Annotated in this window: 12 protein-coding genes; 11 read left to right on the forward strand and 1 reads right to left on the reverse strand. The window is 39.7% G+C overall.

What is annotated here, in order from left to right; translation table 11 throughout:
* Nucleotides 1-488 precede the first annotated feature (488 nt).
* From P8O70_04580 to P8O70_04625, 10 genes are all read left to right on the forward strand, one after another.
* Entirely contained in the window at nucleotides 489-2,381 is a 1,893-nt protein-coding gene (locus P8O70_04580; GenBank protein MDG2196156.1) for an ABC transporter substrate-binding protein, read from the forward strand.
* 102 nt (nucleotides 2,382-2,483) lie between these two features.
* The gene (locus P8O70_04585; GenBank protein ID MDG2196157.1) at nucleotides 2,484-3,467 is read left to right on the forward strand and encodes an ABC transporter permease; all 984 of its coding nucleotides are present in this window, start codon (nucleotides 2,484-2,486) and stop codon (nucleotides 3,465-3,467) included.
* A 10-nt stretch (nucleotides 3,468-3,477) separates the two neighbouring features.
* Nucleotides 3,478-4,575 (forward strand): ABC transporter permease, encoded by a 1,098-nt coding sequence (locus P8O70_04590; protein ID MDG2196158.1) that lies wholly within the window; start codon nucleotides 3,478-3,480, stop codon nucleotides 4,573-4,575.
* 259 nt (nucleotides 4,576-4,834) lie between these two features.
* On the forward strand, nucleotides 4,835-5,419 hold the full coding sequence (locus tag P8O70_04595; GenBank protein MDG2196159.1) for a phytanoyl-CoA dioxygenase family protein: 585 nt from the start codon (nucleotides 4,835-4,837) through the stop codon (nucleotides 5,417-5,419).
* Nucleotides 5,416-6,423 (forward strand): ABC transporter ATP-binding protein, encoded by a 1,008-nt coding sequence (locus tag P8O70_04600; GenBank protein ID MDG2196160.1) that lies wholly within the window; start codon nucleotides 5,416-5,418, stop codon nucleotides 6,421-6,423. Before P8O70_04595 ends, P8O70_04600 begins: the two co-directional genes overlap by 4 nt.
* 10 nt (nucleotides 6,424-6,433) lie before the next feature.
* Nucleotides 6,434-7,459: an ATP-binding cassette domain-containing protein gene (locus tag P8O70_04605; GenBank protein MDG2196161.1), complete on the forward strand. Its 1,026-nt coding sequence runs from the start codon at nucleotides 6,434-6,436 to the stop codon at nucleotides 7,457-7,459.
* 5 nt (nucleotides 7,460-7,464) lie between these two features.
* Nucleotides 7,465-7,740, forward strand: a complete 276-nt coding sequence (locus P8O70_04610; GenBank protein MDG2196162.1) for a hypothetical protein — start codon at nucleotides 7,465-7,467, stop codon at nucleotides 7,738-7,740.
* Nucleotide 7,741: 1 nt separating this feature from the next.
* Nucleotides 7,742-8,641 (forward strand): phytanoyl-CoA dioxygenase family protein, encoded by a 900-nt coding sequence (locus P8O70_04615; protein MDG2196163.1) that lies wholly within the window; start codon nucleotides 7,742-7,744, stop codon nucleotides 8,639-8,641.
* Between the two features lie 99 nt (nucleotides 8,642-8,740).
* Nucleotides 8,741-9,292: a hypothetical protein gene (locus P8O70_04620; GenBank protein MDG2196164.1), complete on the forward strand. Its 552-nt coding sequence runs from the start codon at nucleotides 8,741-8,743 to the stop codon at nucleotides 9,290-9,292.
* 110 nt (nucleotides 9,293-9,402) lie between these two features.
* Nucleotides 9,403-10,818 (forward strand): sulfatase-like hydrolase/transferase, encoded by a 1,416-nt coding sequence (locus tag P8O70_04625; protein ID MDG2196165.1) that lies wholly within the window; start codon nucleotides 9,403-9,405, stop codon nucleotides 10,816-10,818.
* A 174-nt stretch (nucleotides 10,819-10,992) separates the two neighbouring features.
* Here the strand turns inward: P8O70_04625 and P8O70_04630 are convergent, their stop codons facing one another.
* Complete coding sequence (locus P8O70_04630; protein MDG2196166.1) at nucleotides 10,993-12,339, reverse strand: sulfatase-like hydrolase/transferase; 1,347 nt, start codon at nucleotides 12,337-12,339, stop codon at nucleotides 10,993-10,995.
* 661 nt (nucleotides 12,340-13,000) lie between these two features.
* Here P8O70_04630 and P8O70_04635 point away from each other — a divergent pair.
* Nucleotides 13,001-13,663, forward strand: coding sequence for a class I SAM-dependent methyltransferase (locus P8O70_04635; GenBank protein MDG2196167.1), 663 nt, complete (start codon nucleotides 13,001-13,003; stop codon nucleotides 13,661-13,663).
* Nucleotides 13,664-13,678 lie beyond the last annotated feature (15 nt).

Here is a 13,678-nt window from a genome sequence, read left to right on the forward strand (position 1 = left end):
TGGGTCAGGCCACAGACCTTGATGATGGTTTTGGTAGACATGCAGGAAGTTGATAATAGTAAAAGAATCGTGCTCTAGCAGACTTCCCTAGAAACTGCAATGGTTCAGAGGTTTATGGCACTTTGCTTCTCAGAGAGCAACTTTACAAATTACTGATACGCATCCTTAGACAAATTTTGAGAAAAAGAAAGCGGATCAGAATGATTGAGTCAGGTCAAGAAATGTCGGTGAAAGGTGCCACAATTGAGTTTCGTTGAAAAAACAATTTACTTGACAAAAAAATCATCAAATTTTAGTGTTCATCAAAATCAGAAAAAATTTCTGTATTTATATAAAATAATCAGTTGTTTAGATTCTAATATATTAGAACATGTAAAGAGAACTGTGTGAAAAGTGGGGTGAAGACAATCAGAAAATGGAGTTTGCCTATGAAATGATGAAATTGTAGTGAAAGATCATTCAGAACAAAATTTTCCTCTGGAGGACATATGAAGTTCAAAGAATTGGTGATGCTAGCATCAGCTCAAATGCTGATTACAGGAGTTGTGTATGCGGCAAAATACCAGGAAGCGCCAGAATTAGCACAGCTGGTTAAGTCAGGTAAACTGCCTGCCGTCGAAGAGAGATTGCCAGACAATCCAGTAGTCGTTGGTCCTGGAAGGGAAGTGGCACTTGATGACTTGCCAAACTGGGAAGTTGGGAAATACGGTGGTGAGTTCAGGTCAATTTCTCATCTCAGTGACTATGACTGGAACCTTAGAGATGCGGTAAACGAGGGGTTTTTGTCAACTCCAGCTCACAAAGCTGGGCCAATTGAGGCAAATATTGCAGAAGAGTTTGATATCAATGATGACTACAGCGTCTTTTACTTCAAGTTGAGGAAAGGATTGAGGTGGTCAGATGGAGTTCCAGTCAGTACAGAGGATGTTAGGTTCACCTACGAAGAGGTAATCAAGAATAAAGAGATTACCCCTACGCCCCACTATCGTTTCAGGAGTGGTTGTAAGCCAGATGGTAAACTTGCCGAATTAGACATCATTGATGATCTTGCTTTCCGCATCACTTATGAAAAGGGATGTGGCAGATTGATGAAGCATTTTGGCGCGAGTCAAGTCTGGGGTGCTCAGTATAACGATTGGATGCAACCAAGCCATGTACTGAAAAAGTATCATCCTGATCATGCGAGCAAAGCTGAGATTCAAAGGCTGCTTAAGGAGAAGGGATACAATGATGATGAATGGGTAAGGTTGTTCAAGGATATTCACGTTGAATGGTACGAAATACCAAGAAAAGTAACAGCTGGGTATCCGAACCTAGGGCCATGGATTCGTGTTGAGTCCTCACCAGAATTAATAGTCATGGAGAGAAACCCATACTATTTCAAAGTAGATACAGCAGGGAATCAACTACCCTATGTGGATCGATATGTCTCTGTTCAGGTGGCGGATGCGGAGAACATCCCTCTAAAAGTGATTGGGGGTGAAGTGAACTTCCATCGCGATCTGATTGAGCACGACAAGGTCCCATTGCTCAAGAAGAATGAGAAGAATGGAAACTATCGAGTATACACCAACCTCGTCTACCATAACGCTCCAGTAGCAATGATGTTCAACTACAATAATCCAGATAAAAACTGGCAAAAAGTTGTCTATCAGAAGGAATTCAGGCTGGCAGTAAACATGGCGATAAACAACCAAGCGATTATCGATTCCCAATTTTTAGGAATGGGAAAAAGATCAGAGTGGTTCCCTTTGGAATTCAATCCAGCAAAAGCGTCCTCTATTCTCGATTCGATTGGGATGGACAAGAAAGATGCTGAGGGATTTCGTATAGGGCCAGATGGAAACACGTTTGAGATAATCTTTGAGATACCGAATACTGCTGGGGATTGGATTCGGATGGCAGAACTGATTAGATCAGATTTGCAAGAGATTGGACTGAAGACAACTCTGAAAGCAATTAGTGATGACTTGTTCCAGTCAAGGAGAAACTCAAATGAACTATACGCAGCAATGAGCTGGATGGATGATGTGAATTGGCCATATCTAGTGTTTGACTATATGCCAGACCAGAGGATCAATTGGGGCTCAAAGTGGCACGAATGGTACACCTCAGGAGGTCAGTCGGGAGAGGAACCTCCGCTGTGGATCAAAAACCTCTATCAGATTGATGAAGAGATACGAAAAGTGTGGCCAGGAACAGAAAGGGCGAAGGATGCAGAAGCTGTCTTTACGGCATGGATGAAAGAGTATATTCCACTGTTCCCGGTTGCCAGAGATGTTGTTGGACCAGTTATTATCCCACCAAATGCTGGAAATATTGCAGAAAGTGGGTTTTCCTCTGCAACATTTTTTGCGGCTGAGCAAATTTTCTTCAAATAGCATTTGAGTTGACAGCAATCGCAGAATTGTGATTGCTGTCTTCAAAAGACTAAATCAAAGAAATAATGATAAAAAATCCGAAAAAGATGAAAGTTTCATAAAGTGCTCTACTACATCTTTAAGAGAGTTTTAATACTTGTTCCTCTCTTGTTCTTTATTTCTGTTTTGATTTTTTTAGTTATACAACTACCACCAGGAGATTTCCTAGATATCTATATTTTTAAGCTTAAGCAATCAGGGGTTGAATTATCACCAGATGTAAAACAAAGTCTAGAAAGGCAATATGGACTAGATCAGCCATATTGGTATCAATATTATCGCTGGATATCAAATATCATATTAAGAGGTGATTTTGGCTACTCTTTTGGATGGAATCAGCCAGTAAATAATATTCTGAAAGAGAGAATTTTAATTACATTAATCATTTCAATTGCCAGTATTTTTTTAGTCTGGATTATATCGATTCCAATCGCTGTTATTTCTGCCACTCGCCAGTATTCCTTATTTGATTACCTATTTACATTTGTTGGTTTTGTTGGTTTAGCAGTTCCTAACTTTTTGCTGGCATTGATGCTTGCGTGGTTTGTTTATGAAAAAACAGGTCTTGCAATCACTGGATTGTTTTCAAAAGAATATATGGATCAGGGTTGGAGTTTTGCTAAGTTTATAGATCTATTGAAGCATATTTGGCTCCCAGTTGTTATTGTAGGTATTGCAGGAACTGCAGGGATGATCCGGGTATTGAGAGCCACCTTGCTTGATGAATTGAGAAAGCAATATGTAATTACCGCGAGAGCAAAAGGTGTCAGTGAGATTAAGCTATTAATGAAATATCCAATAAGAATCGCGTTGAATCCTGTCTTCAGTACGATTGGGTGGCTATTACCAGCAACCTTCTCTGGAGAAGTTATTGTAGGTATTGTTTTGAATTTGCAAACAATTGGACCTGTGTTGATGAGAGCTACTCTTACACAAGATATGTATTTGATTGGAAGCATTGTGCTTATTCTAAGTTTTTTAACTGTAATTGGGACTTTAATTTCAGATATTTTGTTAGCCTGGTTAGACCCTAGAATAAGATATTAAATAAAAAGAAGTGCAAAAATCATCACGCAATTACGAATTAATTCTGAACGCAACCCAAAGTCGTCTTATTTGGCTGCGTTTTAAAAAACACAAAATTGCTGTATTAAGTTTAATACTATTAATAATTCTTTATGGCGTAAGCTTTTTCGCAGAATTTTTTACTCCTTATGACATAGAAAAAAGATTTCCTGGTTTTGAGAATGCAAGACCTTCCACAGTCTATTTGTTTGATGAAAAAAATGAATATATTGGTTTTCATTTTTATGAATTTAAAAAGAAAATAAATCGAGAAACATTTGAAGTTGAATTTGTTGAAGATAAGAAAAAACCAGTAAAAATTGAGTTCTTTACTGCGGGCAAAAGCTACAAACTATTAGGAATAATTCCTGCGAATTTAAAATTTTATTATTCTGAAAAACCTTTCTTTTTATTTGGAGGAGATAGACTGGGGAGAGATCTATACACAAGAACTATGATTGGGATGAGAATCTCACTATTTATAGGGCTTGGTGGAGTGTTTTTCAGTTTTGTTTTGGGATGTTTGTTTGGTGGTATATCTGGTTATTTTGGTGGATTTATTGACAACGTAATCCAAAGGATGATTGATGTATTACTATCAATACCAACAATTCCTCTTTGGATGGCACTTGCTGCAGCAATACCAAGAGACTGGACCGTACTACAGACTTATTTCGCAATCACAATTGTCTTAGCAATTGTAGGTTGGGCTGGATTGGCAAGAGTGGTACGTGGCAAACTACTCGCTCTAAGGGAGGAGGACTATATACTTGCAGCGCAGATTGCTGGAGTAAAAGAGTCCAAAATTATTATTACTCACCTGCTTCCCAATTTTTTCAGTTATCTGATTGTTCATTTAACGCTGGCTATTCCTGCAACAATTTTGGGTGAAACAGCATTGAGTTTTTTAGGGTTAGGAATTCAGCCTCCGGCTGTAAGTTGGGGATCTTTGCTCAAAGATGCTCAAGATCTCGTGACTGTTGCTGAAAGACCTTGGCAGTTGATGCCCGGAGCTTTTGTTGTGTTTGCTGTTTTAATGTTCAATTTTATTGGTGATGGTTTAAGAGATGCTGCAGATCCATATTCTTAGGTAAAACTACAGAATGGCTATTCAGAAAGAATTAAATTTTTTCCCTGTAGAGAATGCGAATAAGAAAAGATTGACCACTGAACAGATAGAATCATTTAATAAAAGTGGTTTTATCTTTCCAATTACAGTGTTCAACTCTGTTCAAATTCAGAAGATCTCGACTTACTTTAACTCACTTTTAGATAGTGCTAAAAAAGTTGGATATGAAGATTATTCCATTAATGGTTGGCACTACCACTGTCGGGGGATTTACAACATAATGATGGATTCAGTAATCTTAGATTGTGTTTCTGATCTACTGGGGCCAAACGTATTGAATATTATGACTCATCTTTTCTACAAAAGATCTCAGGATGAGAGAAGGGTAAGCTGGCACCAGGATGCTTCTTATTGGCCACTGACACCAACAAAGACGGTGACCGTATGGTTGGCCTTGGATGATGTTAGCGAACAGAATGGTGCAATGAAATTTATCCCTGGATCACACTGCTACGGACAGATCCCATTCCAAACGAGTGATTTACAAGAACATAATGTTTTGAATCAAACAGTTACCGATCCTCAAGGATGGGGTGACAGTGCTGTGAATGTGGTGTTGAAGGCTGGTCAGATATCTATTCACTCTGACCTTCTTCTGCATGGCTCAGAGCCGAATCTTTCAAAAACTGACAGAAAGGGACTGACCCTACGTTATATGCCATCAGATGTTCAATGTATTGATTCGAGCTTTGGAAAGAATCGTCAAGCCTTTCAGTGCTTGGGTAAAAACCCTGAAAAGCACTGGTCCGTCTTACCACCTCCGATTGGGGAGGCAATTCCACTCAAATTGGAATCTCCGTTGTGAGTACTGCGCCTCTCCTGTCCATCCAGAATCTTCGTGTTGAATTCAATCTTGATGAAGGCACTCTGAGTGCTGTCAATGATGTTTCTCTTTCAATTGATAAAGAACAGACACTTGGCATCATTGGTGAGAGTGGTTGCGGAAAAAGCGTAACAGCTCAAAGTACTTTAAGGATCATTCCTAAACCTGGTCAAATCAAGTCAGGATCAATTTTATACCATGGTAAAGATGGCCAAGTTACCGATCTGGCATCATTGAGTCTGAATGATAAAAGATTGAGAGATGTCCGAGGTAAGGAAATCTCAATGATTTTCCAGGAGCCAATGACTTCTCTAAGCCCCGTGCACACAATTGGAAGCCAAATTCAGGAGAGCATACTCTTACATACGGATTTCGATAAGAAAGCTTCCAAGGAACTAGCAATTGAGATGCTTACGAAAGTTGGTATTCCTTTGGCAAAAAAGAGGTTTGATTCTTATCCTCACCACTTGTCAGGAGGAATGCGACAAAGAGTGATGATTGCTATGGCTCTCAGTTGTAGTCCTCGCCTACTTATTGCTGATGAGCCTACAACAGCCTTAGATGTGACAGTTCAGGCTCAAATTTTACAGCTCCTATCAGAATCCAAATCTTCCCAGCAAATGAGTATGCTTTATATTTCTCATGACCTGGGAGTAGTCGCTGATATAGCGGATAATATTGCTGTAATGTATCTTGGTAGAGTCATTGAGATTACCTCAAAGGAGAAATTATTCTCAGAACCTAAGCACCCATATACCTGCTTACTTATCGAAAGTATTCCCAAGATTGGTCTACCCAAAGAACAGCGACTCTCAACGATAGAAGGTAATGTGCCAATCCCCCTTAATCTAAAGCATGAATGTGGTTTTTTCTCCAGGTGTCCAAAGAGAATTGAAGGCCTCTGCAATAAAGCAATTCCTGAATTAAATAAAATTTCTGATGGTCATAAAGTAAGTTGCTTTCTTTATGACCATAAAAATAGTTAGTAAAGTCTATATGGCTGAACCAGAAAAAGTATTGATGTCTGTGCGTAATTTAAAGAAACACTATTCTATTGGTAGTAGTTTTTTTAAATCAAACAACGAATATATCAAAGCTGTAGATGGAATTGACTTGGATCTCTACTCCGGCAAAACACTTGGACTTGTTGGAGAAAGTGGCTGTGGTAAATCAACTTTTGGAAAATGTATCATTCGGGCAATAGAGCCCTCTGCTGGAGAAATCAAAGTTTATCTCGACAAAGAGTATTCTATTCGAGAAATGAGAAAGAGTGAATTTCGAATCTTTCGGAAAAATCTTCAGATGATTTTTCAAGATCCAAATTCATCGTTAGATCCAAGAATGACAATCAGAGATATTATTTCTGAGCCGATTAAAGCCAATTCAAACATTAGTAAAAAGCAGCTTGAAGAAAAGGTGAAATACTTGATGGATATAGTCGGTTTGAACCCAAATCAACTATATCGTTATCCACATGCTTTTTCTGGAGGGCAACGTCAAAGAATTGGGATTGCAAGAGCTTTGGCCAATGATGCTAAAATCATTATCTGTGATGAAGCTGTTAGTGCACTAGATGTCTCTGTTCAAGCTCAAATCATAAATTTGCTAAAAGATTTACAAGAAAAGTTTAATCTAACTCTATTGTTCATTTCTCACGATCTAAGTGTTGTTGAGCACCTGTCAGATTCTGTTGCTGTAATGTATCTCGGAAAGATTGTTGAAGCTGGTACAAGTAAAAATGTATTCAATAATCCACAACATCCTTACACAGAAGCTTTATTATCTGCAGTACCCAAAGGATTCTTAGCTAAAAACACAGAAAAAATTATTTTGAAAGGTGAGATTGAAAGTACAGGGAATATTCCGAATGGTTGTACTTTTCATCCTCGATGTATTTATGCAAAAGATGTTTGTAGATCTCAAATACCCCCTGAAAATAAAGTTTCAGTCAATCAACTAGTATCGTGTCACTTCAATAATGAACTTCAACTCCGTGGTTTTGAGTATTACACTTCGGCTTAATTCACATGAGACAACAAATCCTTATCCTGTGCTTGGTCAACTCCTCCTTGGAATCCCGAGTGATTTCATGGAGTTTTTGGGATGGAACAGGAAAAGCCAAATCTTTTTCGGGTGACTCGGATGAGCCTCCCTACGAGCGCGGTCTTGATGCACTATTGGATGGATGGTGCCTGATTCAAGTATCTCCAGCCTTTACTCCCCCCAAAGGCTCAGAGTATAAAACCAACTTTTTTTACAATGAATTCATCTTTGAGAAACGCATAGAAGAAACCGAGATCTAACATGAAATTATTGTCCACCTCCCAGATGGCGACTTTTGCGGCCAAAGGTTGTCTACGTTTTGATGGGCTGATTGGCGAGGAGATCAATCAAAAATTCTTGGGACTATTTGGTGAAGGCATTGGTGCCAATGATCGCTATGCGAATTCGGTAATCCCAAACTGCAAGCCAGGAGAACTGCTATACCAGACTTTTCCTACAGACCACCCGCTGAGTTTGGTGCTTCATGAACCAACAGTAGCTGGAACAATCAAAAGTTTGATGGGTGAAGATCCAATCTTTGATCATCACCACGTCCACATCACCTTCCCTAAGAGTGGTTCAGCACAGACGAACCACCAGGATTCAACCATTGATGCTCGACAACTGAACTTTGATGTGCAGATGTTTTATTTTCCACATGAGGTGACAGCGGACATGGGTGGTACCCGATACATTCCTGGAACTCACCTGCGCAGTGTTCATGAATCAGCGATTGCCCGTTACCAGAACATTCGTGGTCAGATGAGAGTGGTGTGCCCAGCGGGGACGGTCATTTTCTTTCATCATGGTCTCTGGCATGGTGGGGGAAAAAATATAGGGGACGCCCACCGGATCATGTACAAGGTACGGATGCAGCCGTCTGGATCACAGTCTCTCCAATGGGATACCAGTGACCTTAATGAGTCCCGTATCAAGGACTGGCAACGACCGATTTTCCATGCTCAAGATAATCGCGTTGCTGATGACGTTCCTGAGCAATTGATGACACCAGAACCCTGGTTTGATAACAGTGGTCGGCTTGAATACATGAACCGAATTCAGTTCTGGCGTTTATTAATGGACAATCCTGAAATTGATATTGACTACTGGTTGACCAGAGTTGAGAACGAGCCAACTCGACAACACCCTACACATGCTTGAGATGTTGAAGGCGAACCAGAAGTAGCTAACATCTTGCCGAATAAGGATAACTTCCCCAAAAAATCTTTGATGCAGTTTCAATAACATTTTTCCATCCAGATGAATCGATATAGATCAGACATTCTGGAGTTGATTCCAGCAGATCAAACACAACTTGTGGAATGGCTAACTGTGCCACATCAATCAGCTTATGCTATTCGTAAGCTGAAGCAACTTGGATCTCTTGCTGTGTCTTCTCTCAGATATGGCCTACAGCATCCAGAACATCTAGTCCGAGTCGGTTGTTGTATAGTACTGGACCATGTCTATGATGATTCTTGCTTACCTGGTTTGATCAAAAACCTGAACTACCCTCACCCGGATGTGCGTATGTGGGCACTACATGCGCTGGCCTGTGATCGCTGCAAAAAAAGAGTGTGTAGACCTGCCGAGAACCTGATCCTTGATCCAGCAATCCGCCTTCTTCTCTATGATCCCGAACATAAAGTGCGACAAATGGCTGCGGGAATGCTAGGCCCAAGTGTTCATCGTAGTACTGAGGTATTACAGGCGCTTCAGCAAGCACACCGAGGTGACGATCATCCTGCAGTACGAAAAGTGTGTAGTTGGTGGATACCTGGTGGAACTTGTTTTGTTAAATCTCTGCCATAATTTCTTTCTAGATAAATTTTACATAGTTTTTTTCAGAGATAAATTGTCTTACATACTAGGTACTATTACTTGATCAGTCAGCACTAATTACAATCATGATGCAATAAATTATGAATATAATTTACATAATCACCGATCAACAAAGATACGACACAATTGGTGCATTAGGTTATCCTTTTATGGAGACGCCTAATATTGATAGATTGGTTAAAGAAGGTTGCACGTTTAGCAATTGTTTTGCAGCAGGTCTATCTTGTGCTCCTTCAAGAGCTTCAATTTTTAATTGTTATTATCCGCATACGACCGGAATTATTAGAAATGCGTGTAGCTGGAAGCACTCCTGGATCGAACTTCTTTTAAAGAAAGGATACCACACCGTCAATATTGGTAAGATGCACACTTGGCCGTTCAACACTACCTGTGGGTTTAAGGAGCGCTATAATGTAGAAAATAAGGATCGATTTCTTGAAGGTAGATACTATTTTGATGAATGGGATAAAGCGCTTGCTTCACACGGTCTAGTGAAGCAACAGCGTTCAAGCTATAGAACTAGAGAAGATTACGGAACCTCTTTGGGTGCTTTTGATTGGGAGTTGCCTGAGAAAATGCACGCAGATATGTTTGTTGGTGACATGGCGGTCTGGTGGATAAAAAATCACCCATTTTCACAGCCGCTGTTTCTCCAGATTGGCTTCCCAGGTCCTCATCCACCTTACGATCCTCTACCATCTTTTTCCTCCCGTTATTTGAGCAAAGATCTTCCAATCATTGATGTCAGTACCACTGAACTAGAGTCTCTTCCACCGCCCCTCAAAGCCTACAGGAAACACTGTACAGAAGTAGATCATGATTCAATTCTCGATCAGTTATTCCCAACCAAACAACAAAGGTTCAGACAAAGAGCGTACTATTTGGCGAATATCACGATGATCGACCAAAAGATTGGTGAAATTCTTAAAGCACTTGAAGAACAGGGTTACTTGGATGATGCAGTTATTGTGTTTACCTCTGATCATGGCGACTGCCTTGGTGACCATGGCCTAAGCCAGAAATGGTCAGGTTATGATCAGGTAGTGCAAGTTCCTGCAATTATTTGGAAGCCTGGAACGATCAAAGCGGGTCAGGAGGTCAATAGCTTGTGCCAACAGTTTGATATTTCACAGACGCTACTTGAAATGGCCAAGATTCAAATCCCGGCATCATTCGAAAGTGAGTCAGTGATGGATGGCTTGCTTGGCGAGTCACAATTAGGCAGAGAGTATGTTTTTGCAGAGCAGGGTGGTGATGGTAATCTAACGGATGCTCAAATGGTAACTATGATCCGTTCTGCAAAATGGAAGATGATTCATTATGCTGGGGAAAAATTTGGCCAACTGTTTGATTTAGAAAAAGATCCCTTAGAAGCTAAAAATCTCTGGAAAGACAGTAGCTATGATAGTGAAAAAAGATTACTACAAGAAGCTTTATTAGATTGGCATATTCAAAGTCAATATCGTACCCGTGATTGGGTCAGTGATTACAGATAAGACAATAAAAGTAATGAGTTTTCAGAGCGTGTTCAAACACCAATATTGGTAGGAGTAAAACACAAAGTTTAAAAAATCGGATCACAACTCTTACATTAAAGATGTGAAAATAAGATCAATTTAAAAAAACTACAAAATTACCAATACGGAAACCATAAGATCACAGTAGATAATTCATGTAGTACCTTGATTTAAATACTTAAAATTATTTTCCCAATTTGCCTCTAGTTCAGTTCTCCAAGTTTCAGCAGCATACTTTAGTTCTGTAGTCAGAGATGGTTCTGATTCACTCAGGTTTTTAGATTCTGCAGGATCTTCAGATAGATTAGCAAGAAAAATACGGTCTTCGTCAGGCTGACCTTCGACAATTTGGCCATTCAAAACAAGTTTCCAGTCCCCTCTTCGAATACTCGTTTGGTCATTCATCTCCCAGAAAAGGTCTCTTTCTAACCCCGGTTGCTTGCCTTCAAGGAAACCAGCCTGAGAAATTCCGTCTAGCTCTACACCAGATATATCCAAGTTCAGCCATTCACAAATAGTGGGTAACATATCAAAAGAACAAAAAGGCTCTTCAACAACTTTGCCGGCAGGTACTACACCAGGATAATGTACAATTCCAGGAACACGTACCCCTCCTTCAAATAAACTAAACTTGTGCCCCTTAAATCCTCCAGACGAACCACCATAATAGGGATCTAGGGTCCCATCTAACCAATTTCGACTTTCTCTTGATGGACCATTATCTGAGGTAAAAAAAGTTATTGTATCCTCATTAAAATCAAGTCGGGCCAATTCATTAAAAATTTCGCCAATACCGTCATCTACAGCACTCACCATAGCAGCCATTACTTGCCTATCCCACGGTAAGTCTGCAAACCGGTCCATATATTTTTGAGGAGCATGCATTGGATAGTGTGGTGCGTTGTATGGGATGTATAAAAAAAAAGGCTTTGAAGTTTTCTTTGCCTCACGTATTGCTTGAATGGAGTATTCTGTAATAATGTCAGTAAGATACTCTCCATTTTTCCAAACTTCTTTATTATTGACCCATAAGTCATGAGTTGGATTGATACCAGGACCTTCTCGGTTCATTCCCCAGTAAAAGATATGACTGAAAAAATCCACACATCCCGCAAGAAAACCAAACCACTGTTCAAATCCATGATCTTGAGGACGACATCCCTCAGCCAGTCCTAGATGCCATTTACCACTCATAGCAGTATGATAGCCCAGTCGGTCTTTTAGTATTTTGGGTAAAGTCAGAGTGTCCTTAGGCAAGCCAGTGGCTTTTCGGTGCCCATCTAAAATTGCTCTAACACCAGCATTGGCTGGGTAACGGCCAGTCAGGAGAGCAGCTCTTGAGGGAGAACAAACTGGAGAGTTGGAATACCAACACTTAAATCTAGCCCCTTCATTGGCCAAGCGATCAAGATTTGGAGTTTTAAAATCAGTTGCGCCCATACAGCTTAAATCACCATATCCTTGATCATCGGTCATAATTACAATTATATTCTTTTTCATTGTATTCCAAAATTATTTCAATTTAATTTTCTATTTGACAGCACCTTAAGATAAACCAGAAATTAGCTTTTTCTGAGGTGGTGAAAATGGGTTTAAAGTTGGAATGATTGTGATCATAAATTTGCCATCAAAGGTCTCTATTGAATGGTTTCATCACCAAAAAAACTGAGCTAAAATCAGTGGTAAGGTTTTTATGCTATCGTCAGTTAACAGAGTAAGTGAAAGCGTATATTCAGACCACACAACTAAAAACATTTAGGTGGTAGTGGCGACGAAACCAGAGTAAACTAAAGGAAGTATAACAAATATTGCTATTTTAAATCGAGAAGTGCTATCTAAGATTGCTGATTTAGCTAAACTAATAGAAATTGTGGTCAAATATCCGACTAGTAAATAAATAGAATAAAGAGGCCGAACATTCATATATTTTGCAATGCTTTGTCAAGCCTAATTATTATTTGGTCTCCAATTTTTCATTTATTCATTCACTAAAAGATAGAGTGATATCTTATTATATTAATTATTGAAACTCACTATTACTATTAGTCTGTAAATGTAGTAATAATGGAGAATAATGTTATTTTCTTGCTCTAACCTTTTTGAAATTGGTCCTGGGTTCAGAGGTGTTTCCTTCATGAAATCATGAAATTTGGAGCTACGTATGTCAGCAGAAACAATCTTGATGAATGGACAACTGGTGGAATATTTACGAAAAAATTCTGTGAGAGAGCCAGAGGTGTTAATAGAGCTTCGTGAAGAAACACAGAAACTACCCAATTCAGGAATGCAAATCTCTCCAGAGCAGGGCCAGCTGATGTCAATGCTGGTCAAGCTGGTCAATGCACGGAAGATTGTTGAGATTGGAACCTTCACAGGGTACAGTTCCACAGTTATGGCTATAGCGATGCCTGAAGAGGGTAAGTTGATCGCTTTCGACATTAGTGAAGAGTATACTCGAACAGCACGTATATTTTGGAAGAAAGCCGGTGTGGATCAGCGGATCAAACTAGTTCTGGGTAATGCTAAGGAGAGCTTAAAAAACTTTTTGCAGGCGGGTGGACAGGAAAGCGTTGACCTAGCCTTTATTGACGCTGACAAGACATCGTACAAAGAGTATTATGAATATTGTCTGCAATTAGTTCGGCCCGGTGGGTTGATTTTGGTAGACAACGTCTTGTGGAGCGGCCAAGTAGCTGATGCTTCGAATCATGATAAGGACACAGAAGCCCTACGAATATTCAATGCAGCTTTGTCCAGTGATCAACGTGTTGATCTATGTATGGTTCCAATTGGAGATGGACTGACTATCGCTCGAAAACGTTGAAGAACTATCAACCTA

The sequence above is a fragment of the SAR324 cluster bacterium genome (assembly GCA_029245725.1).
In the GTDB taxonomy this organism is placed as follows: domain Bacteria; phylum SAR324; class SAR324; order SAR324; family NAC60-12; genus JCVI-SCAAA005.

Excerpts from the sequence above, each read along its gene's own strand:
- P8O70_04635 (MDG2196167.1), top strand. The coding sequence starts at position 13,001 with ATGTCAGCAGAAACAATCTTGATGAATGGACAACTGGTGGAATATTTA.
- P8O70_04630 (MDG2196166.1), bottom strand. The coding sequence starts at position 12,339 with ATGAAAAAGAATATAATTGTAATTATGACCGATGATCAAGGATATGGT.
- P8O70_04580 (MDG2196156.1), top strand. The coding sequence starts at position 489 with ATGAAGTTCAAAGAATTGGTGATGCTAGCATCAGCTCAAATGCTGATT.
- P8O70_04610 (MDG2196162.1), top strand. The coding sequence starts at position 7,465 with ATGAGACAACAAATCCTTATCCTGTGCTTGGTCAACTCCTCCTTGGAA.
- P8O70_04605 (MDG2196161.1), top strand. The coding sequence starts at position 6,434 with ATGGCTGAACCAGAAAAAGTATTGATGTCTGTGCGTAATTTAAAGAAA.
- P8O70_04625 (MDG2196165.1), top strand. The coding sequence starts at position 9,403 with ATGAATATAATTTACATAATCACCGATCAACAAAGATACGACACAATT.
- P8O70_04595 (MDG2196159.1), top strand. The coding sequence starts at position 4,835 with ATGATGGATTCAGTAATCTTAGATTGTGTTTCTGATCTACTGGGGCCA.
- P8O70_04620 (MDG2196164.1), top strand. The coding sequence starts at position 8,741 with ATGAATCGATATAGATCAGACATTCTGGAGTTGATTCCAGCAGATCAA.
- P8O70_04615 (MDG2196163.1), top strand. The coding sequence starts at position 7,742 with ATGAAATTATTGTCCACCTCCCAGATGGCGACTTTTGCGGCCAAAGGT.